The organism is Baekduia sp. Peel2402, from assembly GCF_052567285.1.
Window position 1 is genome coordinate 868,751 of sequence record NZ_CP199582.1, and the last position, 24,629, is coordinate 893,379.

A 24,629-nucleotide genomic window follows, 5' to 3' on the forward strand; every position below is an offset into this window, starting at 1 on the left:
CTAGGAGAGCTCGATGCCCTGCGTGCGCAGGAGCTTGCGGACCTGCGGCGTCGCCGTCGCGCCGGTGGCGACCCAGTGACGCACGCGATCCTCGTTGAGCGTGATCGTCGAAGGCTCGGTCTGGGGGTTGTACTGACCCAGGATCTCGATGTTGCGGCCGTCGCGGGGAGAGCGCTGATCAGCGGCGACAATGCGCCAGATCGCGTTCTTCTTCGCGCCCACGCGCGTCAATCGGAGTCGAACTGCCATGAAGTTCCTTGCGTTACGGGATGAAAGCGGCGAAAACCGACGCTGGAGGTTAGCGAGCCTGGCGCATCAAGGCCTGGAGGTCGGGCATACGGCCCTTCCCCATCTGCTTCATGACCTTGCGCATCTGGCTGAACTGCTTGACGAGCTGGTTGACCGCCTGGACGTTCGTGCCCGAGCCCTTGGCGATCCGCAGACGGCGCGAGCCCTTGATCAGCTCGGGCTTGCGGCGCTCTTCCGGCGTCATCGAGAGGATGATCGCCTGAACGCGGTCGAGCTCGCGCTCGTCGACCTTCAAGTTCTTGAGCTGCTGGCCCGCGAAGCCCGGCATCATGCCCAGCAGCGAGGTCAGCGGGCCCATCTTGCGCAGCTGGCGGAGCTGCTTGAGGAAGTCGTCGAGCGTGAACTCGTCCTTGCGGAGCTTGCGCTCCAGCTCCTTGGCCTCGTCCTCGTCGAACTGCTGCTCGGCCTTCTCGATGAGCGACATGACGTCGCCCATGCCGAGGATCCGCTGCGACATGCGGTCCGGGTGGAAGGCCTCGAACTGGTCGAGCTTCTCGCCGACCGAGGCGAAGACGATCGGCTTGCCGGTGACGGCCTTGACCGACAGCGCGGCGCCGCCGCGGGCGTCGCCGTCCAACTTGGACATGATGACGCCGTCGAAGTCCACCGCCTCGGAGAACTGCTCGGCGACGTTGACCGCGTCCTGGCCGGTCATCGCGTCGACGACGAGCAGGATCGAGGTCGGCTTGACCGCCTTGCGGATGTCCTTGAGCTCCTGCATCAGGCGCTCGTCGACGTGCAGACGGCCGGAGGTGTCGACGATGAGGACGTCCTTGCCCTCCATCTTGGCCTGGTCCAGCGCCCAGCGGGCGATGTCGACCGGGTCCTTGTCGGTGCCCTGCTCGTAGACGGTGGCGCCGGCCTGGCCGCCGACCTTGATGAGCTGGTCGACCGCGGCCGGACGGTAGACGTCGCACGCGGCGACGGCGACCGAGGAGCCGTTGTTCTCCTTCAGGTACCGCGCGAGCTTGGCCGTGGCGGTCGTCTTGCCGGAGCCCTGCAGGCCGGCCATCAGGATGACGGTCGGCGGGCGCGGGGCGAACGTGATCCCGGCCGAGGCGCCGCCCATCAGGGCGGTCAGCTCCTCGTTGACGATCTTTACGACCTGCTGGCCCGGGTTGAGCTGCCCGATGACGTTGGCGCCGAGGCAGCGCTCCTTGACGGTCGCCGTGAACTGCTTGACGACCTTGAAGTTGACGTCGGCTTCCAGCAGCGCGAGGCGGATCTCGCGCATCGCCTTGTTGACGTCGTCCTCGGTCAGCGTGCCGCGGCCGCGGACGTCGGACAGGGTCTCCTGGAGCTTCTCGGCGAGGGCGTCGAACACGTCGCAGACAGTCTAGGGCGCGGGGCGCGCCGCGACCGAGAAGAGGCTCGACGTTCCGGCGAACTGGCCGAACTCGGCAAGCGCGGCGCCGGTGGTCGGCGCGAGGGTGATCTGCGGCGTGTAGGGGAACGACGTGTTGGTGGCCGAGCCGGTGACGGCGGCGGGCGCGGAGGCGATCGTCTCGGGCGCGCCGAAGGGCGCAGACGGCGTGGCGCGCGTGGCGGCGGCGATCGACTGCGGGCCGTTGTCGGGGTCGGCGCCGGCGATCCCGGTACGCCAGATCACGGCGGCGGTGCCGTCGTCGTCGACGCTCAGGTCGCCGAGGACCGCGTTGGCGCTCGTGCCCGACACGTTCTGCGCGGTCCCGACGTGGCCACCGCTGAGCGACGCGACGCGGACGACGTAGTGCGACGAGGCGGCGTCGTAGCCCGTCCACGCCAGCAGCGACGCGCCGCCGGTGATCAGCCGGACCGCGGGGTCGGAGACGTAGCGGCCGGTGCCCTCGACGCCGACGTCTTCCAGATGGCGGGCCTTGTTGAAGGCCTTGCCGGGCGCGGCGGTGACGAAGTAGACGGACGCCGGGGTGTGGGCGTCGCCCTCGCCGACGCGCTGGCTGACCCAGGCGATCATGAGGCGGCCGCCAGCCTCGACCGCGGCCTGCAGGTGCGATTGGACGCCGTCGCCGACGTGGTGCACGGAGCCGACGCTGCCGGACGGCCCGACGTGGCGCGCGTAGATGTGGTGCTCGTTCTCCCAGACCATAAGGACGTCGCCCTTGGCGCCGACGGCGACGGTCGCGCCGCGGCCCTGCGAGCCGACCTTGGTGGAGAACGCCTGGACGAAGCCGCGGCCGTCCGGGCGGCGGATCAGCAGGCGGCGCTCGGTGGTGTTGCCGATGACGATCGCGACCACGCCGTCGTCGTTGGCGGCGAGGCCGAACGCGTGGCGGCCGGTCGAGCCGGAGATGCCCTTCAGCGGGCCGAGGTCCGAGGCGCCGGAGCCGTAGCCGACCTGGACGTGGCTCTTGTCGGAGATCGTGCCGCGCGAGTCCAGCGTGGAGCCGGCGAGGACCCAGTGGTCGCGGGCGTAGGCGGCGGCCATCGTGGAGGCGATCGTGATCGGGCGGATCGTGCCGTTCGGCGCGCCGGAGGCGAGGTCCAGCGGGACGATCTGCGTCGGCGCGGTGGAGGAGGACGGGAACGCGAGCGCGTGACCGTTGGTGGTGATGATCAGCGGCGCGGGCGTCGCGGAGGCGCCGGGCGTAGTGACGGGGCTCGTCCAGGGCGCGGCGGCGGCGGCGCTGGCGGCGGAAGCGCCGAGCGCGACGGCGGCGGTCAGGACGGCGGCGGCGGCGGCGGGGAGTCGACGAAAGGCCATGACCCTTCGAACGTACTCCCTGCGCCGCGGGTTGCGTGAGGGTTCTATGAGGCGTCCGCGCGGCGCAGGATCGTCACGCCGTCGCGGACGGTCAGCTGCGTGGCGACCACGCGCGGGTCGCTGGCCCAAGCCGCGTTGAGATCGGCGATGACGCGGTCGCCTTCGGAGTCCGGTGCCAGCACGCCGCCGCCGCGCAGCGTGTTGTCGACGACGATCAAGCCGTTGGACGACAACTTGGCCAACGCGGCCTCGTAGTAGTCCGGGTAGCCGGTCTTGTCGGCGTCGACGAAGACGAAGTCGAACGGGCCGTCGATCTGCGCCAGCGACTCCAGCGCCGGGCCGCGCCGCAGCTCGATCCGGTCGCCGAACGGCGAGGCGTCGAAGTGGCGCTGGGCGAAGTCGGCGTGCGCGTCCTCCAGCTCCAAGGTGATGATCTTGCCGCCGGGCGGCAGCGCGGCCGCCATCGCCAGCGCGCTGAAGCCGGCGTACGTCCCGACCTCTATGACAACGCGCGGCTGTGTGGCGGCGACGAGCGTCGCCAGGAGCTGACCGACGACCGGCCCGGACAGCATGGACGGGTAAGGCAGCTCGCGCTCCGCCTCGGCGTGGAGCGCGAGCAGGCCGTCAGGCAGCGGCGTGGTGTGCGCCGCCGCGTAGTCCTCGATGTCAGAGCGAACGAGGTCCGCCATGCGGGGGCTCCGGCTTGCGGTCATCGGCGTTGCTCCCGCCCGTGAAGGCGGAGGACAGCTGCCCCAGCGCGGCGGTGAACTCCGACGGGATGACCCACAGCTTGTTGGCGTCGCCCTTGGCGATCTGCGGCAGCATCTGCAGGTACTGGTAGCTGAGCAGCTTGGGGTCCGGATCGCCGTCGTGGATCGCCTTGAAGACCGTGGCGATCGCGCTCGCCTCGCCCTCGGCCTGGAGGATCGCGGCGGTCTTCTGGCCCTCGGCCCGCAGGACCGCGGACTGCTTCTCGCCCTCGGCCGTCAGGATCTGAGACTGCTTGAAGCCCTCGGCGTTGAGGATCGCGGCGCGACGGTCGCGCTCGGCGCGCATCTGCTTCTCCATCGCCTCCTGGATGCCGGCCGGCGGGTCGACGGCCTTCAGCTCGACGCGGGCGATCCGAATCCCCCACTTGCCGGTCGCCTCGTCCAAGACGGTGCGCAACTGCGAGTTGATCTGGTCGCGGGAGGTCAGCGAGTCCTCCAGCGTCAGGCCGCCGATGACGTTGCGCAGCGTCGTGACCGTCAGCTGCTCGATCGCCTGTAGCGGGTTGGCGATCTCGTAGGAGGCGGCCTTCGGATCGGTGATCGTGAAGTAGAGGACCGTGTCGATGTTGACCGTGACGTTGTCCTCCGTGATGACCCCGGACGGCGGGAACGACACGACCTGCTCGCGGAGGTCGATCAGCGGCTTGACCCGGTCGATGAACGGAATGACGATCGCCAGGCCGGGCTCCAGCGTGCGGCTGAAGCGGCCGAAGCGCTCGACGACGCCGGCGCGGGCCTGCGGGATGATGCGGATCGTCTGCGCGGCCACGAAGAGCGCGAACAGCAGGACGACGATGAGCGCGATCAGCGCGACCACGGGTTGACCTCCAGGTCGGGGGTGTTGTTGAAGTGGTTCATGGCGCGACCAGCGCCGTGGCGCCGCGGATCTCGACGACCTCGACCTTCGTGCCCGCGTCGATGACCACGTGGTCGTCGAGTGAGCGGGCGGTCCAGACCTCGCCGTCGATGCGCACCGATCCGACGCCCTCGTCGTTGGCGACCCGTTCCAGCACGATCCCGCTGCGCCCGATCAGCGCGGCGGTGCCGGTGCGGATCGAGGGCGGCGTGTACATGTGGCGCCGGGCGATCGGCCGGACGAGCGCAAAGCAGGCGATCGTGACCGCGAAGAACGCGATCAGCTGGATCACCGCGCCCGCGCCGAGCAGCGCGGCGAGCATCCCGCCGAACGCGCCGGCGGAGAAGGGGGCGAGGAAGAAGCCGGCGGTGAGGATCTCCCCCACCGCGGCCGCTACCGCGCAGATCAGCCAAATGAGCCAGGCGTCCATCGGTGAAGCGAGTATCCCAGGGGCGGCATGTCCCTGGGAGAACCTGGGTGTTCTGGTCGTATTACGCGGACACGACGAGGGCGCGCGCGAAGTCGTCGGCATCGAACGGCCGGAGGTCTTCCAGGGCCTCGCCGATGCCGATCAGCTTCACGGGGATGCCGAGCTCGCCGGCGATCGCGAGCGCGATGCCGCCCTTGGCGGTGCCGTCGAGCTTGGTCAGGACGATGCCGTCGACCGGAACCGCCTCGGAGAAGAGCTTGGCCTGGCGGACGCCGTTCTGGCCGGTGGTCGAGTCGATCGTCAGCAGCGTCTCGTGCGGCGCGTCGGGCATCTGCTTCTGGATGACGCGGCGGATCTTGGACAGCTCGTCCATCAGCTGGTCCTGGTTGTGCAGGCGGCCGGCGGTGTCGATGATCACGACGTCGAAGTTGCCCTCGCGGCCCCGCTTGACCGCCTCGAAGGCGACCGAGCCCGGGTCGGAGTTCTCGGGGCCGGTGACGATCTCGACGTCGGCGCGCTTGGCCCACACGGCGAGCTGCTCGACGGCGGCGGCGCGGAAGGTGTCGGCGGCGCCGAGGACGACGGTCTTGCCGAGCTCCTGGCGCAGGTGCCAGGCGAGCTTGCCGATGGTGGTGGTCTTGCCGGTGCCGTTGACGCCGATGGCCATGATCACCGTGGGCTCGTGGCGCAGGTCGATCGTGTCGGTGCCGGTCTTGGCGATGCCGGAGAGCAGCTGGACGAGGCGCTCCTGGAGCGCGGGGCCGCCTTCGACCTCGCCGGAGGTCGCCTCCTGCTCGAGCTGGCCGACGACGCCGGCGGTCGTGCGCGCGCCGACGTCGGCCATGATCAGCGCCTCCTCGAGGCGCTCCCAGGTCTCGTCGTCGAGCGTGTCGAAGAGCGTGGCCTGGATCTCGGTGGCGAGTGCCTCCCGCGTCTTGGCCATGTTCTCCCGCAGGCGGCGGAAGAAGCCTCGACGCTTCTCGGGCTCCTCGGCGTTGTCGGGGGTGTCGCCGGCGGCGGGTGCCTCGCCGGTGATGAACAGTTCGCGCCAGTCTCGGGCCATCGCTGCGCGAAGATAGCGGGGTGATCGAGTTGCGCACCGTCCCGTCCGATGACCCGCAGGCATTGGCGCTCGTCGCCGCCATGGTCGACGAGGTCTCCGAGTTGTACGGACGCATCGACGTCCCGAACGCGCCGAGCGCCACGCCGGAGGACTTCAGCGAAGCGCGCGGAGGCTGCTACTTAGTGGTCTTGGAAGACGGCGTAGCGGTCGCCGGCGGCGGGCTGAAGCGACTGGACGATGAGGCGGTGGAGATCAAGCGCATGTTCGTGGTGCCGTCGGCCCGCGGGCGCGGGCACGCCTCGCGGTTGTTGAAGGGGTTGGAGGACGAGGCGCGGCGGTTGGGCTACAAGATCACGCGTCTGGACACGGGCGAGCACCAGCCGCAGGCGCAAGCGATGTACGAGCGCGCGGGCTATGCGTCGATCGGGAACTTCAACGCGAACCCGTTCGCGGCGTTCTGGGGCGAGAAGGCGCTGTGAGGGTTTTCGCTGTTGGGTTGCTCGCGGCGCTCGCCTTCGCGGCGCCCGCCGGTGCCGCGACCGAGACGGCAGCCCTCGGCGCGGTCAACGCGACGTTCTCCTATGAGAAGGTCGATGACTTCCAGTACGACGGCCTGACGCTGACGATCACGCGCGGCGGAGTCGCGGCGTTCGACGCGGTCGCGGTGCCGAAGCAGTGCCCCCTCCCCTACTGCGCGCCCGGCAAGACGGTGGACGAGCAGTCGCTGCGCGTGGTAGATCTCGACGGCGACGCCGAGCCCGAGGTGATCGTCGACTTCTACACCGGCGGCGCCCACTGCTGCCTGGTCGCGCAGATCTTCCGCTGGGACGGCGCGCGCTACGTGGCGACGTCTCGCGACTTCGCGGACTTCGGCTACACGTTGGCGGACGGGATCTTTGCCACCGGCGACGCGCGGTTCGGCTACGCCTTCGCGTCGTTCGCGGACTCCGCGATGCCGGTGCGGTTGTTGACGTTCTCGCATGGACGCTGGAAGGACGTGACCCGCGCGCATCCGGAGACGCTGAGGACCGACGCGGCGCGGTGGCTCAAGGCATATAAGTCTCGCCGGTCGGGGATCCGGGCGCTCGGGATCCTCGCCGCGTGGGTGGCCGACGAGTATCGGCTCGGGAAGCGCTCGGCGGCCGACGCGTTCCTCCGCTCGGAGCTGCGGGCGGGGCGGTTGCGGGGTGATCGCTATTGGCCGCGGGGCAAGACCTATATCTCGACGCTCCAGCGGCGGTTGCGGGTGTGGGGGTACACGTAGGGCGCGTTGTGTCGGGGTTTGGCGGCGAGGAGCGTGTCACGAGGGTGGCTGAGCGCCGCCGCTCGGGGTGTGGCTCGTCGTGGTGGCGTGGTGGACTGTTGGCGCCCTAGGGGCTGAGGGCACGATCGGCGTTGGGATCGGGTAGCCGGATCGCGGCCGTGGTCGTGGTTGGCAGCGCGCGAGGGTCGGTTCGGGACCGAAGAACCCCCTGATTCGAGGTCCGGGTCGTTCTAGCGTCGATAGGCGACGCAAAAGCGACCCGCATCGCCGATTTCGGGATCCGGGTCGCTCTATCCCCAATAATTACGGCTAACGCGACCCGGATCGACGCTTCGGCCCCGAACTTCGCCCCTGCGTCCCGAAACGGGCGTTTCGAGGCCGCGATCCGGCTACCCGATCCCAACGCCGGCCGTGCCTTTAGCAGCTAGGGCGCCGCCGGTCGCCACGCCCCAGCGACCAGCCACACCGCACACGGCGGCGCTCAGCCACCTCCGTGACACGCTCCTCGCCGCCTCCCCACGCCCGCGGACGCCCGCGAGCGCTCCGCGCCCTACGCCCCCGCCCCCACCGGCTCGCCCTGCGTCGCCGCCGCCTCGGCGTCGGCCACGTACTCCTTGGGCATCTTCCGCGACACGATCTTCGAGACGCCGTCGTTGCCCATCGACACCCCGTACAACGTGTCGGCCGCCTCCATCGTGCGCTTCTGGTGGGTCACGACGATGAACTGGGCCGAGTCGGCGTGCGCCTGCAGCAGGTCGAGGTAGCGCGTGATGTTGAGGTCATCCAACGCGGCTTCGACCTCGTCGAGGATGTAGAACGGGCACGGCTTGGCAAGGAAGACCGAGAACAGGAACGCGATCGCGGTCATCGTCTTCTCGCCGCCGCTCAGCAGCGTCAAGCGCTTCATGGACTTGCCGGCGGGTGTGATCTCGATCTCGACGCCGAGGTCGTCGTCGGGGGCGATGCCGCCCTCTTCGGCTTCGGCCTCAGCGTCGGCGGCGGCTTCTGCGGCGGCGTCCGCCTCGACCTCGGAGGCGCCGTCGCCGTTGTCGTCCGCCTTGGCGCCGCCGAGCACCGGCCGCGGTGCGTTCTCCTCGCGCACCAGCGTCAGGCGGCCCTTGCCTCCCGGGAACAGGGTCTGGGAGAGCTCCTCGAAGTTCTTGGCCGCAGCCTCGAAGGTCTCGGTGAACGTCGTGCGGATCTGCTTGTCGGTGTCCTTGATGAACGCCTTCAGCTCGCGCAGCGCGGTCTCGAGGTCGGTCCGCTGACGCTCCAGCTCGTCGACGTGCTGGACAGCCTCGTCGTACTCCTGCTTGGCCAGCGGGTTGACCGGGCCGAGCTGCTCGCGACGCTTGATCAGGCGCTCGATCCGCTGCCGCAGCTGGGACGCCTCCTCAGGCGCCAGCGGCTCGTCGCGCGGCTCAGCCGGCAGCTCGAGCTTCTCGGCGAGTTGGCCGAGCTCCTCCGAGGCCTCCTTCTCCTGGTCGCGCAGCTGCTGCGCGCGGACCTCGGCCCGCGTGACGGCCTCGTTGCGCTCCCCGAGCTTCTGCTGGATCTCGGCCTCGGCGGCCGCGCACGCGCGCAGCTCCTGAGCCACGCCCTCGCCCTCGGCGCGGTCGGCGGCCAGCGCGGCCTCCATCTCGCTCACGCGCGCGCGGACCGCCTCCAGGACCGTGGCCAGGACGTCGGCGACGCGACCGGCAGCCGGGCCGATCGCGCGATCGCGCTCCAGCTGCGCCGACAGGTAGGCGATCCGCTGCGTGCGCTCCTCACGCGCCTTGGCGGCCTGCTCGGCGACGCGCTTCTCCGCCGCCAACTCGCCTTCGAGCTGCGCGCGCCGGACCGCGGCCTCGCCCTGCTCGGGCGCCTTGCGGCGCTCCTCCATCAGCCACGCGGCCTGACGCTCGGACTCTTTGGCCTCCGCGTAGGCGCGCTCGGCGTCGCGCCGTGAGCGCTCGGCCTCGTCGCGCGACGCGTCCGAGGCGGTGACGGCCGACGTCGCCGCCTCCACGCCCTTGCCCGCCTCGTGCTCGGCCTGGACGTGCGTCTCGGCCTGCGCGATCAGCGCGTCGCGCTGGTTGCGCATCGCCAGGACGCGCTCGGCGCCGCCTTCGGCGGCCTGCTGCAGCTCGCGCGTCGCGCCGAGCCAGGCGCGCCCCGCCGCGGTGACTGCGACGCCGGTGAACGAGTCCGGCACGTCGTCGAGCGACTCGACCAGCCAGGCGTCGGCGAGCAGGCGACGCGCCAGGGAGAGCGCAGGCTCGGGGCCGCGGACGAGGTCGGTGAAGGGGCGCGCGCCGTCGACCGGCGGTTTGGCGTCGGCGAGCGAAGCGGCGTGGCCGGAGGCGATCAGCGTGCGGCCGCCGTCGCGCTTGGCCTTGTCGAGCAGGTCGGCGCCCGCGGCCCGGTCCTCTACGACCGCGGCGCTCAGCCGCGCGCCCAGCGCGGCGGACAAAGCCAGCTCCGCGCCGGCCTCGACCTCCAAGTCATCCGAAAGCGAGCGCGCGCCGCCCGCCGGCCCGGAGTGCGTGCGCAGGAACTGGTTCGCGCGGGCGAGCTCCGCGCCGACCTTCGCCGCCTCGCGTCGGGCCGCTTCGGCGGACGCTTCGGCCGCGCGCCGCGCCTGGCGCGCCACCTCGCACGCCTGGTCGGCCTCGGCCAGCGCCGCGCGCTTGGCCTCGACGTCGGTCTGTAGCTCGGCCACGCGGGCGGCCGCCGCGGCGCGCTGCTCGTCCAAGGCCTTCAACTCGCGCTCCAGCGCGGCCGCGCGGTCACCGTCCAGCTCGACGAGCTGCGCCTCGATCGACTCGATCCGCTCCAGCCCGTTCTCGTCCGGCTGGTCCTCCGCGGCCTGCAACTGCAACGCGCCCAACTGGCGCTCGCGGTTCTGCGCCCGCTCGGCGACCTGCTCGGCGGTCTCCCGCGTGCGCTCCAGGCGCAGCTCGATCCGGTCCGCCGCGGACCGCGCCCGCTCCACCCGCCGCGCCAGCTGCTCGCGCTGCTCGGAGCGCTTGGCCAGCGCCTCCTCGGCGAGCTGACGGCGCGCCGCGACCTCGCGCAGCTCGCCCTGGGCCTCCTCGCGCGATGCACGCGACGACGTCACCTTCTCGACGGCCTCGGCCATCTCCGCCCGCCGCGCGCGCACGACCTCGCGCGCCAGCTCCCAGCGCGCCTCGACCGTCTGGCGCTCCAGGCGCTCGTGCAGCTCGGCCGCCTCGGCCTGGCGCTTCAAGGGACGCAACCGAGAGCGAGCTTCCCGCTCCACGTCCAACGCGCGATCCAAGTTGTCTTGCGTGCGCTCCAGCTTCAGCTGCGCTCGCCGGCGGCGCTTGCGGTGCTTGCCCAGCCCCGCCGCCTCCTCGATCAGCAGCCGCCGGTCCTTCGGCTTGGACGTGACGATCGCCTCGACGCGGCCCTGGGAGACGACCGAGTGCGACTCCTTGCCCAGGCCCGTGTCGGAGAGCACCTCCAGCACGTCGACCATCCGGCACTTCGCGCCGTTAAGGCGGTACTCGCCGTCGCCACTGCGGTCCAGGCGCCGCAGGATCGAGATCTCGCCCACCGGCAGGTCGACCGTGCCGTCTGAGTTGTCCAACACCAACTCGACCTCGGCCGACGACCGCGCCTGCACGCCGCGACCCCCGCCGAAGATCACGTCCTGCATCGACTGACCGCGCACGGCGAGCGGCGACTGCTCGCCCATCGCCCACAGCACGGCGTCCGTGATGTTCGACTTGCCGGACCCGTTGGGCCCGACGATGACCGACACGCCAGAGCCGAACTCGAGCTTGGTGCGGTCGGGGAAGGACTTGAAGCCCTTCAGGGTCATCGACTTCAGATGCACCCGTACATCCTTGCGACTCCATCGGACGTTCGTGCCCGAAGGTTCGGCGCCCGTCCCTTATGCAGGGGTTTCGGCGGGCTCGTCGCTCTCCAGCGACTCCAGCGCCACGCGCGCGGCCTCCTGCTCGGCGTGCTTCTTAGAACGCCCGGAGCCGGTCCCGATGACCGCGCTGTCCACCTGCGCGGCCACCTCGAAGGTGCGATCGTGCGGCGGCCCGTGCTCAGCGGTGACCTCGTAGGCCACGACCTCGCCGCGCTGCGCCAGGCGCTCCTGGAGCGTCGACTTGTAGTCGACCGGGTGCTCCAGCGCGTTCTCCAGCTCCGGCTCGAACGCCGCGACGACCGCGGCCGCCGTCCGCTCGTAGCCCGCGTGCAGGAAGCACGCGCCGATGACCGCCTCGATGATCGACGCGAGCACGCGCTCGGTCTCCATCAGCGCGGTCGTCTGCTCGGCGCCCTCGGGCGCCGCGGCCCGCAGGCGCTCCGGCACGCCGAGCCGCTCGGCCACGTTGCGACACGACGGCCCGGACACCGTCTGGGCCCGGATCTTCGTCAGCCGCCCGGCGCCGTAGCGCTCGGCCTCCAGCAGTGGGTAGATGTGCGCGGTGATGGCGAGGCCGAGCACGCTGTCGCCCAGGAACGCCAGGCGCGCGTAGGAGTCCGACCGCCGGGCCGTCCAGGACGCGTGCGTGAAGACCTGGCGAGCCAGGTCTTCGGGCACTTCATCGAGAAGATCGCGAAGCTGCTGCACGCGGGTGACCGGGGACGAGGTCCTTCTCAGGTCGCGCTCGGCGCGTGGGCGAGGACGAAGTCGACCGCCTGGCCGACCGAGAGGATCTGCGCGGCCTGCTCGTCGCTCATCTTGACCCCGTAGGAGTCCTCGAGCTCCTGCACCAAGGTGTACAGGTCGAGCGAGTCGGCATCGAGATCCTCTTTGAAGCGCGTCTCCTCCGTGATGACACCGGCGTCGAGGTCGAGCTCGTCGGCCAGGTGGTTGCGGATCAGCGTGAGGACGTCTTCGCGGTTCATGACGGTTCCTGCACGGTAGTGCTCGGAGCGGACGCGAGCGGCGGTCGAGACTTCAAAGCGCCAGCATCGTCCAGCGCGGTCAGCGTAGAGCCGACCACGTCGTTGCGCACGCCGCGGGCCGCGAGCAGGATCGCCTGCGAGAAGCCGGCGCGCGTGAAGCGCCCGTGCGGGACCACGCCGAGCTTGCGCAGCCCGAGCAGGTAAGCGCCGCCCTGGGCCTCCGGGTCGATCTCGGCGCGCAACGCGGCGAGGTCGCCGCGCAGCAGGAGACCGCCGAGCTTCCCGCGCGAGGAGCCGAGTGCGGCCTCGCGGATCGAGCGCAGCGTCGCGGACGAGACGCCCTCGATCAGCTTCAGCGCGACGTTGCCGGTGAAGCCGTCGGCGACGACCACGTCGGCGACGCCGTCCATGATCACGTTGCCCTCGGTGTTGCCGACGAAGTCGACGAGCGGCGACGCGGCGGCGCGCTCTTCGAGCAACTTGTAGGCCTCTTGCACCAGCGGCGTGCCCTTGATCGCCTCGGTGCCGTTGGAGAGCAGCGCCACGCGCGGGCGCTCCAGGCCGAGGACGGCAGTCGCCAGCGCGGCGCCCATGAACGCGAACTGGACGAGGTGCTCGGGGCGGACCTCGGCGTTGGCGCCGACGTCCAGCAGCGTGACCGGCGGGCGGCCGCCGGGGACGGGCAGCGGGATCGCCAGCGCCGGACGGTAGATGCCTTGAGCGCGACGGATGTTCAGCAGGCCCGCGGCCAGCGCGGCGCCGGTGGAGCCGCCGGAAACGAGCGCGTCGGCGCGCCCCTCAGCGACGGCCTTGGCGGCCAGGACGATCGAGGCGTCGTTGGTCGACCGAGCCGCCGCGACGGGGTCCGGGACCTTGGCGATCGACACCGGCGCGTCGACGATCTCGACGAGATCGCCCGCGGGGAGATCGGCCTCGCGGAGCTTGTCCGCGGGCCCGAAGACGATGGAGCGGACGCCTTGGGCGGCCGCGAGGGCGGCGCCGGCAGCGACCTCCGCCGGGCCGAGATCGGCCCCATTGGCATCGACCGCGACGACGACGCGGCCGCTGGCCCCTTCCGAGGCCATGGCGCTAGTCGTGGCTGTGGCCGTGCCCGGCGTCGGGCTCGAGGACCTGGCGGCCCGAGTAGGTTCCGCAGACCGGGCACACGCGGTGCGGACGGCGCGGAGAATGGCACTGCGGGCACGCGTTGACGGCGGGCGAGCTGATCTTATGCTGCGACCGGCGCTTCGTCGTGCGGCTGTGTGACTGCTTCTGCTTCGGGACGGCCATGAGCGACCGGGAAGGGTAGCGGACGCGCGACCGCAGTGCCGTGCGGCCCTCCGCGTGGTTGACTCAGACGCCGTGTCCGCCGTCCCATCCGCCTCCGTTCGCCTCATGACCGCCGACGACGTCGACGCCGCTTCGGCGGTCGGCGGCGCCGCGCTGGCGAGCGTCATCCCGATCGAGTTCCAACCCTCCTCCGAGGCGGAGGCGCGGCTCTACGACGAGCGCCGCGCGCTGCGCGTCCGGCACATGGTCGCCAACGACCCCGCCGGCTGCTGGGTCGCGGAGTCCGACGAGGACGGCCAGATCGTCGGCGTCGCGCTGGCGATCGTGCGCGAGGGCATCTGGGGCCTGTCGCTGCTGGGCGTGGCACCGACCTGGCAGGGCGCGGGGCTCGGCGGGCGACTGTTGGAGGGCGCGCTGACGACGCTGGAGGGCTGCCGCGGGGGCCTGATCCTCGCCTCGACCGACCCGCGCGCGCTGCGGCGCTACTTCCGCGCCGGGTTCGCGCTGCGGCCGTGCGTCGCCGCGACGGGCCAGATCAACCGCTCGCGGATCCCCGCCGGGCTGCGGTCGCGCGCGGGCGACCCGGACGCCGACCGCGAGATCCTCGACGACGCCTCGCGGTTCGTGCGCGGCGCGTCGCACGCCCAGGACCTGCCCGGGTTCCTCGAGACCGGCGGCAAGCTGCTGGTGCACGACGGCGGCGGCTGGGCGGTCGTGCGCGACGGCTCGCCGATGATCGTCGCCGCACGCGACGCCGCGGTCGCCCAGGACCTGTTGTGGTCGTGCTTCGCCGCCGGCGAGCCCGGCCAGACCGTGCACCTGGACTTCGTCGCCGCCGACAACGACTGGGCGATCGCGGTCGCGCTCGACATGGGACTGTCGTTGACGACCGAAGGGCCGATCTTCGTGCGCGGCGAGACCGGGCCGCTGGCGCCCTACCTGCCGTCCGGCGCGTACCTGTGAGGCTGCGGCCCGCGACCCGCGCCGATCTGCGCGCGCTGGTGCGTCTCACCCGCCGCTGCGATGAGACGCACCGCGCGTGGGCCGGCGCCTCGCTGGCGGTCCCGGACGAGGCGGCGGAAGAGCTGGAGTGGGAGCTGCGGCTGGCGCGCTCGGGCGCATGGGTCACCGTGGCCGAGAACGAGGACGACGACGCCGCGAGCGGGATCCTCGGCGTGTGTGCGCTAGCCGGCGCGCAGGCCGCGCGCGAGGACCCCACGCCCGTTCCCGGCCTGGCGCACGTCAGCGCGCTCTTCGTGGACCCGGACCACTGGCGCCGCGGCATCGCGCGCACGCTGCTCGGCGCCGCCGACGACGCGATGCGCGCCGCCGGCTACAGCCGCGCCCAGCTCTGGACGCTGGCCGGATCGCCCGCCGAGCAGCTGTACCGCGCGCTGGGCTGGGCGCCCGACGGCCGCCGCGACGTCTTCGCCCCGATGGACCTCGAGACCGTCGCCTACGTCAAGGCGCTGGACTGACTCCCTGACGATCGGCATTCCGGACTAACCGGAGGTCGAGTAAGGAAGCTCACCAAAAGACGTTAGGTCTGGCGTATGCACCGATCGCTCATCGCCGCCGCAACCTCCGCGGCTCTCCTGCTCCCCGCTTCGGCGGGCGCCTCGACGGTCTCCAGCGCTCCGGTCTCCGGGTCCATCAACCTGACGACGTTCCAGGCCGGCCCCGGCCCCGCTGACGTCACGCTGGCCTCCAACAACCAGTGGACGGCCTCGGCTCAGACGCTGACCGCGGGCGCGAACTGCACGGCCTCCGGCGGCACGGTCTCCTGCCCGCCGACGAGCGACGTCGTGGTCAACCTGCGCAACGGCGCGGACACGTTCACCAACACCTTCTACTGGTACGGGCTCGTGGTCCACGGCAACGGCGGCCCCGACACGCTGACGGGCAACGGCAACACCACCGAGCTGTTCGGCGACAACGGCGCCGACCACCTGGACACGAAGGCCAACAGCCCGTCGCGCGCCCACGGCGGCAGCGGCGCGGACGAGATCCGCGGCGGCTTCCCGCAGGGCAACGGCACCTACCTCGACGGCGGCACTGGCCAGGACCTCGTCGTCGGCAACTCCAACGACGACCACGTCACCGGCGACGACAACGCCGACCAGCTATTCGGCGTGCGCGGCGTCGCCGGCACCTACGACGGCGGCCCCGGCCCCGACGTGCTCGTCAGCCTCGGGACGGCCAACCCGGCCTTCCTCGGCACGCTGTCGCTGAACGGCGGCGACGGCAACGACGTCATCCAGGGCGGCCCGACGACCGACCTCTTCAGCGGCGGCAAGGGTTCCGACGTCATCGACGTCTACGACGGCGTCGTGGGCGCGCCGCACCGCGACAAGGGCACCTGCGGCCCGGGCGTCGACACGGTCTACGCGGACTCCGACGACGTGATCGGCGCCGACTGCGAGAACGTCGTCAACGGCCCCGCGCCGACCCTCACCGCGGTCGACGCCGCCAAGGCGCACCTCGCCGCGGCGTTCCCCGACACGCCGCAGACGCCCTAGATCTACAGCGTCACCAAGCCCCGGCGGCCACCCCCGCCGAAGGACAGGCCGATGGCATGATGCCATCGGCCTGTCGCATTGATGGGAGCATTCCCGCCATGACCTACGACAAGGCCAAGACCAAGAAGTCGCTCGACAAGCCCACCGCGCGGATCGCGTCGTGGACCGGCTTCGGCTCGATGATCGCGATCTCCGCCGGCTCGGGGGCGATCGGCGCCCTAGCCGTCGGCGCCCTCGCGATCGGCGCCCTGCGCGTCGGCAAGCTCACGATCGGCCAGGCGAAGATCGACCGCCTGGAGATCGGCGAGCTGGTCCTGCTCAGCGACCTCGGCCCCGGGGCCGAGACCGTGGGCGCCGCTACTCCTCGAACTTGATCTGCGACAGGGCCGCCCAGCGCGAGTCGGGGCCCTTCTCGTGATGGTGGTCCGGGCCCGCGGTGTTGAGGTTCGTGCCGCAGTCCGGGCACAGGCCGAGGCACTGGGGCGTGCAGAGGATGTTGGCGGGCAGCTCGAGCGCGAGCGCGTCACGGGTCCAGCCCGCGATGTCGACGACCTCGTTGTCGACGTAGGGCGAGTCGAGCTCGGGGCCATCGCCGGGCTGGTCGACCTCGTAGGCGTCGACCGAGAACGTGGGCGACGCGGGTTCGAGGCAGCGCATGCACGGGCCGTTCAGGGACGCGCTGAGGCGCAGGCGCAGGGACCAGCCGCCGCCGGTCATGCGCGTGGCGTCGAGCTGGATCGGGATCGGCGTCGGCTGGACGTCGTAGCGCTCGTTGGAGAGCTCGAAGTGGTCGAGCCCGACCTCGAGGTCGAGATGGCGGGCCTCGCCGGCGCGAAGGCGCAGCGGGCCGAGATCGAAGGTGTCGGTGCGAGGAGCAGACATCGCCATAACGAGGGTAGAAGATGGTCCGGTGCGCACCGGACCATCGCCCCCGGAGCCGGCGCTCAGGCCTTGGCCTCTTCGTCCTGCTCGGCCAGCTCGCGCTTGAGGACCTTGCCCGTCGCGTTGCGCGGCAGCTCGTCCAGGAAGACGATCTCGCGCGGCACCTTGTAAGAGGCGAGGTTCGCCTTCACGTAGGACTTCAGCTCGTCCTCGCTGACCGCGCCCTCGCTGGACAGCACCACGAACGCGCGCAACCGCTGGCCGAACTTCTCGTCGTCCACGCCGAGCACGGCGCACTCGTCGACCGCCTCGTGGTGGGAGAGCAGGTCCTCGACCTCGCGCGGGAAGACGTTCTCGCCGCCGCTGACGATCATCTCGTCGTCGCGGCCGTCCACGAACAGGCGGCCGCCGTCGTCGAGGTGGCCGACGTCGCCGGTCGACATCAGACCGTCGACGACCGCCTTGGACCCGCCGCCCGTGTAGCCGTCGAAGACCAGCTCGTTGCCGACGAAGATCCGGCCGGTGTCGCCCTGGGCGACCTCGCGACCGTCCTCGTCGAGCAGCTTGACGATCGTCCCGAACGGCGGCTGGCCGGCGGTGCCGGGCGCGGCGCGCAGATCGGAGGGCGTGGCGATCGTCGCCCACGCGACCTCGGTCGACCCGTACAGGTTGTAGAGCACGTCGCCGAAGCGATCCATGACCTCGGTCGCCAGCGGGCCCGGGAGCGCGCTGCCGGAAGCGCCGATGATCTTCAGCGACCGCAGGTCGTAGCGCGCGACCGTCTCGGGCGGCAGCTCGAGGATGCGACTGAGCATCACGGGGACGACCACGAGCGTCGTGCACTCGTGCTGGGCGATCGCGCTGAGCGTGCCCTCCGGGTCGAAGCGGCGGCGCAGCACGAGCTGGGCGCCGAGCGCCATCCCGAGCGTGAAGTGCGCGAAGCCCCAGGAGTGGAACATCGGCGCCGCGACCATCCACGGCTCCTCGGCGCGCAGCGGGATCTTCGACAGGAAGCCGGCGGCGGGCAGCAGCGACTTGGGCTGCGAGCGGTTGGCGCCCTTCGGCGTGCCGGTCGTGCCCGACGTCAGGATCACGACCTTGCCCTTCTCGGCCGGAGGTACGAGGTCGGACGTGTCGCCGCCTGCGATCAGATCCTCCAGCAATGGATCCCCTGACGGCTTGCCTTCCTCGCCGTCGAACCAGGCGACGAAGCGCTTGCGGCGCTTGCCCGCGTCCTCGACCATGCCCGCGAACTCCTGGTCGTAGACGATGGCCTTGGGCTTCTCGCGCTTGCAGACGTCGGTGATCTGCGGGCCCGCGAACATCGTGTTGAGGTACAGCGCGTTGGCCCCCAACTTGGAGCACGCGACCGTCGCGTCGATGAAGCCGCGGTGGTTGCGGCACAAGATCGCGACGCCGTCGCCCTCGCCGATTCCCAAGTCGCTCCAGGCGTTTGCGAGCGCGTTGGTGCGCTCGTGGATCTCCTTGAAGGTCAGCGTCCCCAGCTCGTCGACGATGCCGATCTTGTCCGGGCGTCTGACGGCGGAGACGGTGTAGCCCGCGGCGGGCGTCGGGCCCCACCGCAACATGGTCGACGCCATGGAGAAGAGCTTCTCGGGCCGCATCGGCCGGATCACGCCGGCGTCGGCGAGGATCTTGACCGAGTGGCCGGCGTGACCGACCCGGTCGAGCACCTGATGAACCTGAAAGGACATGTGATTCGTGACTATCGCAGCTAGACGGGTGGAAGGGCGAGGTCGGCCGGGACCTCCCCGCGCTCGATCAGCGCGCGGATGTCGGCGGCACGCCGCGGGTTGAGGAACACGTGGCGTTGTCCCACGCTCGGCTTCTCGGCAAGCAATCCTGAGACCAGCAAGGCCTCGCCCACGGCGTCGGCCAGCGCGCGGTCGTTGCCCGCAAAGCCGCGCGCGAGATGGGTGAAGTCGGTGTGGTACCCGCCCCACTTCCCCATGCCGTCCAGGCGCTGGAGGATCCGGCGCGCGACGCGCCGGGCCGGGTCCGGATCGTCGTGGGGCCGCGCGGGCCCGCGGGCCTGGTCCTGGAGGGCGAGCAGCGCGTCCTCGTGCTCGTCGAAGGCCCGCGGGTCGGCGGGGCGAGCGCCGAGGCGGGCCAGCTCCAACGCGATCAGGAGCGGGTGCGCGGGACCGATCGGCGGCTTGAGGTCGTCGGCGTGCAGCAGCTCGGACGGGACCGCGAGCGCGACCGCCTTGAGGCGGTCCACCGGTTCGGCCTGTTCCTCGAAAGCCAGCGGCAAGAGCTCGAGGTCGGTGCTCGGGCTGGCCAGGTGGAGCGCGAGATGGCCGCCGGCGGCGACGCCCGCGGTGAGCGCGAGGAGCGTCTCGCCGGTGCACTGGACGAGCGCGCCGACGGTCGCGGCGACGAGCAGCCACGAGCGCTCGTCGATGACGTCGGGGTCGGCGCGCAGCTCGACGGGGACGGGCAGCACCGCGATCAGCCCGTCGTCGTCGGAGGCCGCGGCAACGACGATCGGATGGTCGTAGCCGGAGCGGGTCTGCTGGAGCTCGCCGGCGCCGTGCTGCAACTCGCGTTGCAGGAGGTCGCGGAGCTGGCCGTGGCGCTCGCGCGGCGCGTCGGCGCCGCCCGCGTCGGCGAGGACCTGCTCGATGCCGGTGACGGTCGGGCGCATGGGTCGGGCGCACAGAGTAGGTCCGTCCGTCGCGGGCCGCACACTGGTCGATCTTGGTCATGAAGCTGGTCCACGCCGCAGACATCCATCTCGACAGCCCGATGCACGGGCTCGCCGCCTACGACGGCGCGCCCGTCGACGAGCTGCGCCTCGCCGCCCGGCGGGCGTTTTCGGCGTTGGTGGACCTGTGCGTGGACGAGCGCGCCGACCTGCTGACGATCGGCGGCGACCTCTACGACGGCGACTGGCACGACTACGCGACGGGCGCGTTCTTCGCGCGCGAGGCGTCGCGCCTGGCCGACGCCGGGATCCCCGTGGTGCTGGTGACCGGCAACCACGACGCCGCCTCGCGGATCACGCGGTCGCTACGGCTTCCGGACTCCGTGCACGTGCTGCCGGTGGACGCGCCCGCGACGGTCTTGTTGGAGGATCTGGGGGTCGCGGTCCACGGGCAGGGCTACGCGACGCCCGTGGTCTCCACCGACCTCTCGCTCGACTACCCCGCGCCGGTCTCCGGGTTGATCAACGTGGGGTTGTTGCACACGTCGGCCGACGGCAAGTTCGACCACGCGCCGTACGCGCCGTGCCGGGTCGATCGCCTGGCGCAGCGCGGCTACGACTTCTGGGGCCTCGGGCATGTGCACGAGCGCGTGGTGCTGTGGGAGGACCCGCCGATCCTGTTCCCCGGGTGTCTCCAGGGGCGCTCGGTGCGGGAGACCGGGCCGAAGGGCGCGACCGTGGTCACGTTCGGCGCCGATGGGCGGCCGGTGCTGGATGCGCGGGTGCTGGACGTCGTGCGCTGGGCGGTTGTTGATGTGGATGCCTCGGATGCGTCGCATCCTGATGACGTGCTGGCGGACGCGACAAGCGCGCTGGCCGCTGCGGTCGAGGCCGCCGAGGGCCGGCTGCTCGCCGCGCGGGTGCGGTTCGTCGGCGCGTCTGCGGTCCACGGCGCGCTGCTGCGCGAGGCGCGGCGCCTGGAGTGGGACCTACGCGCCGCCGCCGGCGACGGCGTGTGGATCGAGAAGGTCCAGGTGCGCACGACCCCGCTGGTCGCGTCGTCGGCGTCGTCGTCCGCCTTCGCCGCGGATGCCGACGACGCGCTGGCCTCCGTTGCTCAGGCACTAGCGGAAGCCGACGCGGGGTCGCTGGCCGACGAGCTGGCGCCGCTGGCCGCGCGGCTGCCGGTGACGCTGGCCTGGGATCCGACCGACGACGCGACGCTGCGCGCGCTGCTGGAAGACGTCGAGCGCGAGCTGCCCGCGCTGCTGCTGGACGGCGGTGGCAGCACGTGATCCGGATCGCCCGGCTGGACCTCGAGCGCTGGGGCCATTTCGAGGGCCGCTCGCTCGCGTTCGGCGCTGCCGGCGCGCTGCACGTCGTCTACGGCCCCAACGAGGCCGGGAAGTCGACGACGCGGCGGGCCGTCGGCGCACTGCTGTTCGGCGTGCCCGAGCGGACCGGCGACACCTATGGCCGCCCGGGCGCGGACCTGCGGATCGGCGCGCGGCTGGAGCTGGGTTCCGAGTTGGGGTCTTTGGAGGTCGTCCGGCGCAAGGGGCGCAAGGACACGTTGTTGGACGCCGGCGGCGAGGTGCTCGATCCCGCCCCGCTGGAGGCCGCGCTCGGCGGGCTGACGCGCGAGGTTCACGAGAACCTGTTCGAGATCACGCACGAGTCGCTGGTCGAAGGCGGGCTGGACCTGTTGGCCGGGCGCGGCGCGGTCGGCGAGTCGCTGTTCGCGGCGGCGGCCGGGACGTCGCGGCTGCACGGGCTGATGCGGACGCTTGAGTCCGACGCCGACGACCTGTTCTCCACGCGCCCGTCCAAGAAGTCGCTCAACGTGCTGCTCGCGCGGCACGCCGAGATCTTGAAGGTGTTGCGCGACGCCTCGCTGCGCCCGCCGCAGTGGGAGCAGCTCTCGCGCGAGCTGGCGGAGCTGGAGAAGGCCTATGACAGCGCGGGCGCTGCGCTGCTGGAGGCCGATCGCGAGCGCTCGCGGTTGCAGCGGTTGCAGGGCGTCCTGCCGCTGGCCGCCCAGCGCACGACCGCGGCGCGCGCGCTGGAGGCCTTGGGCTCGTTGCCCGCGCTCGCGGCCGACGCGAGCGCCCGGCGCGTGGGCGCCACCGAGCGCCGGCGCGAGGCCCGTTCCCGTGCCAGCGCCGCCGAGCGCGACCTCGAGCGCCGCCGCGCGCGCCTCGCCGACCTGACCGTCGACGACGCGCTGCTGCCCGCCGCCGACGACATCGAGCACCTGCACGAGCGCGCCTCCGCGGTGGCGCAGGACGACGCGCGCCGGACCGAGCTGCTGACACAGGCCGGACCGCTGGAAGTGCGGCTCGGGGAGTTGTTGTCGTCTTTGAACGGCGCGCTTGGTGCGGACGGCGCCGAGCCGCCAACGCTGGATGACGCCTCGCGCGCGCGGCTGGAGAGCTGCCTACAAGAGCGGGCCGGGGTCGAGCAGGCGGCGCGCAGCGCCGTGGAGGCGCTGGAGGACGCGCGGCGTGCTGCCGCTCGTGCGGCGGACGCCGCCGAGCGCGTGGGGGCCGTCGCCGACGACGCGCCGTTGGCCGCCGCGATCCGCGCGGCCCGCGCGGCGGGTTCGCTTGACGAGAGCGTCGGCCGTGCCATGGCCGACGAGCGCGCCGCGCTGGACGAGGCGGACGCGCTCTGCGCCCGCATGAACCCGCCGGTCCGCGACGCCGAGACGCTGCGCCGCCTGCCGGTCCCCGACCGCGAGCGCATCGCGACGTTGTTGGAGTCCTTGCTCGACGCGCAGTCGGCCGCCGAGCACCTGGCGACCGAGGCTTCGGCCATCGCCGACCGCGTCGCCGTGCTGCACCGCGACCGCGACCGCCTCACCACCGACGCCCCGCTCCTCTCCCGCACCGCGCTCACCGAGGCCCGCACCACCCGCGCCGCGCTGTGGTCGCAGCTGCGCGCCGCGCTGACCACCGGCAACGCCGCCGATCCCGCGCCCTTCGAGCAGGCAGTCCAGCACGCCGACACGATCGCCGACACCCGTCTCCAGCACGCCTCCGCCCTCGCGCGCCTGGCCACCATCGACGACGAGCTCCAGACCCTCGCCCGCGACGCCGACGAGCTCGCCCACCGCCGCACCCGCCACGCCGCCACCCTCACCGAGGCCGAGGCGGCCTGGACGAGCGCCTGGCCCGAAGCCTTCGCCATCCCCTCCCCCGCCCAGGCAGGCGCCTGGCTCGCCGCGCGGGATGCGGTCCTCGCGCAGCTCACGCTCGCGACCGCCGCGGCGCGCGAAGCGGCGCTGGTGAGCGAGCTGCGGGAGCGCCATGCGGTCGCGATCCGGGCGGCGCTGGGCGAGCAGGCGCAGGCCGACATGCCGCTGCTCGCGCTCGTCGAGCTGGCCGATGCGCGGCTGGAGACGCTGCGCGAGCAGGCCGAGCGTGCGGCGCGGCTGGCCGACGACGCCGCGCGGACCGCGGCCGACCAGGAGGACGCGGAGGCAAGCGCCCGGCGCGCCCGCACGAGGCAGGACGAGTGGCGCGCGCAGTGGAGCGCCTTGCGCGATGCGTGCGGGCTAGCGGCGTCGCTGGACCCGGACGACGCGCTCGCGGCCTTGCGCGCGCTGGACCAGGTCGCGCGGGATCGCGCGCAGCTCGACGCCCTGCGCGGCGACGTCGCGTCGATCGAGGCCCGCCGTGGCGCGTTCGAGCAGGCGCTCGCCGAGCTGATCGCGCGCGTCGCGCCCGAGCTGGGCGACGAGGCGCCGCTCGCCGTTGCTGGCACCCTGCACCGCCGCGCCGCCGCCGCCCGGGCCGCGGCCGCCGAGCGCGAGGCGCTCGCGGCCGCCGTCGCCGAGCTGGAGGCCGAGCAGGCCGACGCGATCGCGATCGCCGACGAGGCCGATGCCGAGCTCGCCGCGCTGCGCGAGGCCGCGGGCGCCGAGGACGACGAGGCGCTCGTCCGGCGCGAGCGCGACGTCGCCCGCGCCGAGGAGCTGCGCGCTGAGCTCCAGCGCCTCGACGCCGACCTCGCCCGCGCGGGCGGCGCGCCCGCCGACGAGGTCCTGGCCGCGGTCGCCGCGCTGGACGCCGACGCGCTGCCCGCTCGCCTCGACGCCCTCGAAGCGGGCGCCGCCCAGCACCGTGACGAGCGCGACGCCATCAACAAGCGCCTCACGCTGGCCCGCGACGAGCTCGGTCGGTTGGAGCGCTCCGACGAGGCCGCTCGCGCCCGGCAGGAGGCGACCGTCCTGGAGGCCGAGATCCAGGCGACCGCCGAGCGCTACGCCCGCGCGCGCCTCGCCCAACGCGTCCTGCGCGACGCGATCGCCCGCTTCCGCTCCGCGCACGAGGGCCCGCTGCTCGCCCGCGCCAACCAGCTCTTCCCGGCGCTGACCTGCGAGCGCTTCGCGCGCCTGGAGACCGACCTGGACGAGAAGGACCGCGACATCCTCGTCGCGATCACCGCCGACGGCGCCCGTCTGCGCGTCGACCAGCTCAGCGACGGCACCCGCGAGCAGCTCTTCCTCGCGCTGCGCCTCGCCGCGCTGGAGCGCCACGCCGCAACCGCCCAGCCTGTCCCCGTCCTCTTCGACGACGTCCTCCTGGAGTCCGACGACGCCCGCGCCGAACGGATCCTCGCCGCCCTCGCCGACCTCGCCGCGCTGACCCAGGTCATCGTCCTCACCCACCACCGCCACCTCGTGGACATCGCCGCCGCCGCCGTCGGCGACCGCCTCGACGTCATCGCGCTCGCGGAGGGCGGCGACGACCTCGCGCCGCGCCCCCGCACCACGCCCGCGATCACGACCACGACCACGACCGCGCCACCCGTGAAGCGGCGGCAGCGGGTAACGGCGAACGTCGGCGCGCCGCAGGACGACGGCGTCGAGGACGAGGACGGCGTGGCGGCCACCGCGTCGCCCACGCTCGCCGAGGAGCTCACCGCCGCCGTTGGCGGTGGCGGCCCGCCGCGGGTGACTGAGTCGCCTTACGGCGAGCAGACGACGTTCTTGTAGGCCTCG

Annotated in this window: 23 protein-coding genes; 8 read left to right on the forward strand and 15 right to left on the reverse strand. The window is 72.4% G+C overall.

The genetic code is table 11. The features are described 5' to 3' along the window. From rpsP to ftsY, 7 genes are all read right to left on the reverse strand, one after another. A complete protein-coding gene (gene rpsP / locus ACT01A_RS04290) occupies positions 1-249 on the reverse strand; it encodes a 30S ribosomal protein S16 (RefSeq protein WP_445151008.1) in 249 nt (82 codons plus the stop codon). A 49-nt stretch (positions 250-298) separates the two neighbouring features. Next, positions 299-1,633 carry a signal recognition particle protein gene (gene ffh / locus ACT01A_RS04295; RefSeq protein WP_445151009.1) on the reverse strand — a complete coding sequence of 445 codons (1,335 nt, stop codon included), beginning with the start codon at positions 1,631-1,633 and terminating at the stop codon, positions 299-301. Between the two features lie 12 nt (positions 1,634-1,645). Next, a complete protein-coding gene (locus tag ACT01A_RS04300; protein WP_445151010.1) occupies positions 1,646-3,010 on the reverse strand; it encodes a hypothetical protein in 1,365 nt (454 codons plus the stop codon). A gap of 44 nt (positions 3,011-3,054) precedes the next feature. After that, a complete protein-coding gene (locus ACT01A_RS04305) occupies positions 3,055-3,699 on the reverse strand; it encodes an O-methyltransferase (protein ID WP_445151011.1) in 645 nt (214 codons plus the stop codon). After that, on the reverse strand, positions 3,677-4,597 hold the full coding sequence (locus tag ACT01A_RS04310) for an SPFH domain-containing protein (protein ID WP_445151012.1): 921 nt from the start codon (positions 4,595-4,597) through the stop codon (positions 3,677-3,679). Before ACT01A_RS04310 ends, ACT01A_RS04305 begins: the two co-directional genes overlap by 23 nt. A 37-nt stretch (positions 4,598-4,634) precedes the next feature. Beyond that, complete coding sequence (locus ACT01A_RS04315) at positions 4,635-5,066, reverse strand: NfeD family protein (RefSeq protein WP_445151013.1); 432 nt, start codon at positions 5,064-5,066, stop codon at positions 4,635-4,637. A 61-nt stretch (positions 5,067-5,127) separates the two neighbouring features. Then, on the reverse strand, positions 5,128-6,129 hold the full coding sequence (gene ftsY, locus ACT01A_RS04320) for a signal recognition particle-docking protein FtsY (RefSeq protein WP_445151014.1): 1,002 nt from the start codon (positions 6,127-6,129) through the stop codon (positions 5,128-5,130). A 20-nt stretch (positions 6,130-6,149) separates the two neighbouring features. Here ftsY and ACT01A_RS04325 point away from each other — a divergent pair, with 20 nt between their 5' ends. Further along, positions 6,150-6,608, forward strand: a complete 459-nt coding sequence (locus ACT01A_RS04325; RefSeq protein WP_445151015.1) for a GNAT family N-acetyltransferase — start codon at positions 6,150-6,152, stop codon at positions 6,606-6,608. Further along, on the forward strand, positions 6,605-7,393 hold the full coding sequence (locus ACT01A_RS04330; RefSeq protein ID WP_445151016.1) for a hypothetical protein: 789 nt from the start codon (positions 6,605-6,607) through the stop codon (positions 7,391-7,393). The genes ACT01A_RS04325 and ACT01A_RS04330 overlap by 4 nt, the downstream gene beginning before the upstream one ends. A 550-nt stretch (positions 7,394-7,943) precedes the next feature. On the opposite strand, the gene ACT01A_RS04335 is transcribed toward ACT01A_RS04330, so the two are convergent. The 5 genes from ACT01A_RS04335 to rpmF all read right to left on the reverse strand — a co-directional run bounded on the left by ACT01A_RS04335 (position 7,944) and on the right by rpmF (position 13,555). Continuing rightward, positions 7,944-11,222 carry a chromosome segregation SMC family protein gene (locus ACT01A_RS04335; RefSeq protein ID WP_445151017.1) on the reverse strand — a complete coding sequence of 1,093 codons (3,279 nt, stop codon included), beginning with the start codon at positions 11,220-11,222 and terminating at the stop codon, positions 7,944-7,946. A gap of 72 nt (positions 11,223-11,294) precedes the next feature. Further along, positions 11,295-11,957, reverse strand: a complete 663-nt coding sequence (locus ACT01A_RS04340) for a ribonuclease III family protein (protein ID WP_445151018.1) — start codon at positions 11,955-11,957, stop codon at positions 11,295-11,297. A gap of 56 nt (positions 11,958-12,013) precedes the next feature. Further along, positions 12,014-12,265: an acyl carrier protein gene (locus ACT01A_RS04345; RefSeq protein ID WP_445151019.1), complete on the reverse strand. Its 252-nt coding sequence runs from the start codon at positions 12,263-12,265 to the stop codon at positions 12,014-12,016. Beyond that, complete coding sequence (gene plsX / locus ACT01A_RS04350; RefSeq protein WP_445151020.1) at positions 12,262-13,350, reverse strand: phosphate acyltransferase PlsX; 1,089 nt, start codon at positions 13,348-13,350, stop codon at positions 12,262-12,264. Before plsX ends, ACT01A_RS04345 begins: the two co-directional genes overlap by 4 nt. Before the next feature lie 4 nt (positions 13,351-13,354). After that, the gene (gene rpmF, locus ACT01A_RS04355) at positions 13,355-13,555 is read right to left on the reverse strand and encodes a 50S ribosomal protein L32 (RefSeq protein ID WP_445151021.1); all 201 of its coding nucleotides are present in this window, start codon (positions 13,553-13,555) and stop codon (positions 13,355-13,357) included. Positions 13,556-13,660: 105 nt separating this feature from the next. Here rpmF and ACT01A_RS04360 point away from each other — a divergent pair, with 105 nt between their 5' ends. From ACT01A_RS04360 to ACT01A_RS04375, 4 genes are all read left to right on the forward strand, one after another. Beyond that, the gene (locus ACT01A_RS04360) at positions 13,661-14,518 is read left to right on the forward strand and encodes a GNAT family N-acetyltransferase (protein WP_445151022.1); all 858 of its coding nucleotides are present in this window, start codon (positions 13,661-13,663) and stop codon (positions 14,516-14,518) included. 38 nt (positions 14,519-14,556) lie between these two features. Further along, positions 14,557-15,033 carry a GNAT family N-acetyltransferase gene (locus ACT01A_RS04365; protein WP_445151023.1) on the forward strand — a complete coding sequence of 159 codons (477 nt, stop codon included), beginning with the start codon at positions 14,557-14,559 and terminating at the stop codon, positions 15,031-15,033. A gap of 75 nt (positions 15,034-15,108) precedes the next feature. After that, the gene (locus ACT01A_RS04370; RefSeq protein WP_445151024.1) at positions 15,109-16,074 is read left to right on the forward strand and encodes a calcium-binding protein; all 966 of its coding nucleotides are present in this window, start codon (positions 15,109-15,111) and stop codon (positions 16,072-16,074) included. A 98-nt stretch (positions 16,075-16,172) separates the two neighbouring features. Next, on the forward strand, positions 16,173-16,448 hold the full coding sequence (locus ACT01A_RS04375) for a hypothetical protein (RefSeq protein ID WP_445151025.1): 276 nt from the start codon (positions 16,173-16,175) through the stop codon (positions 16,446-16,448). Here the strand turns inward: ACT01A_RS04375 and ACT01A_RS04380 are convergent. The 3 genes from ACT01A_RS04380 to ACT01A_RS04390 all read right to left on the reverse strand — a co-directional run bounded on the left by ACT01A_RS04380 (position 16,432) and on the right by ACT01A_RS04390 (position 19,624). Next, entirely contained in the window at positions 16,432-16,956 is a 525-nt protein-coding gene (locus tag ACT01A_RS04380) for a YceD family protein (protein ID WP_445151026.1), read from the reverse strand. The two genes, ACT01A_RS04375 and ACT01A_RS04380, sit on opposite strands and share 17 nt — an antisense overlap. 62 nt (positions 16,957-17,018) lie before the next feature. Then, positions 17,019-18,671: an acyl-CoA synthetase gene (locus tag ACT01A_RS04385; protein ID WP_445151027.1), complete on the reverse strand. Its 1,653-nt coding sequence runs from the start codon at positions 18,669-18,671 to the stop codon at positions 17,019-17,021. A gap of 20 nt (positions 18,672-18,691) precedes the next feature. Continuing rightward, a complete protein-coding gene (locus ACT01A_RS04390) occupies positions 18,692-19,624 on the reverse strand; it encodes a hypothetical protein (protein WP_445151028.1) in 933 nt (310 codons plus the stop codon). Positions 19,625-19,683: 59 nt separating this feature from the next. Here ACT01A_RS04390 and ACT01A_RS04395 point away from each other — a divergent pair, with 59 nt between their 5' ends. Both ACT01A_RS04395 and ACT01A_RS04400 read left to right on the forward strand, forming a co-directional pair. Continuing rightward, complete coding sequence (locus tag ACT01A_RS04395; protein ID WP_445151029.1) at positions 19,684-20,919, forward strand: metallophosphoesterase family protein; 1,236 nt, start codon at positions 19,684-19,686, stop codon at positions 20,917-20,919. Next, positions 20,916-24,623, forward strand: coding sequence for an AAA family ATPase (locus ACT01A_RS04400; protein ID WP_445151030.1), 3,708 nt, complete (start codon positions 20,916-20,918; stop codon positions 24,621-24,623). Before ACT01A_RS04395 ends, ACT01A_RS04400 begins: the two co-directional genes overlap by 4 nt. Positions 24,624-24,629: the final 6 nt, after the last annotated feature.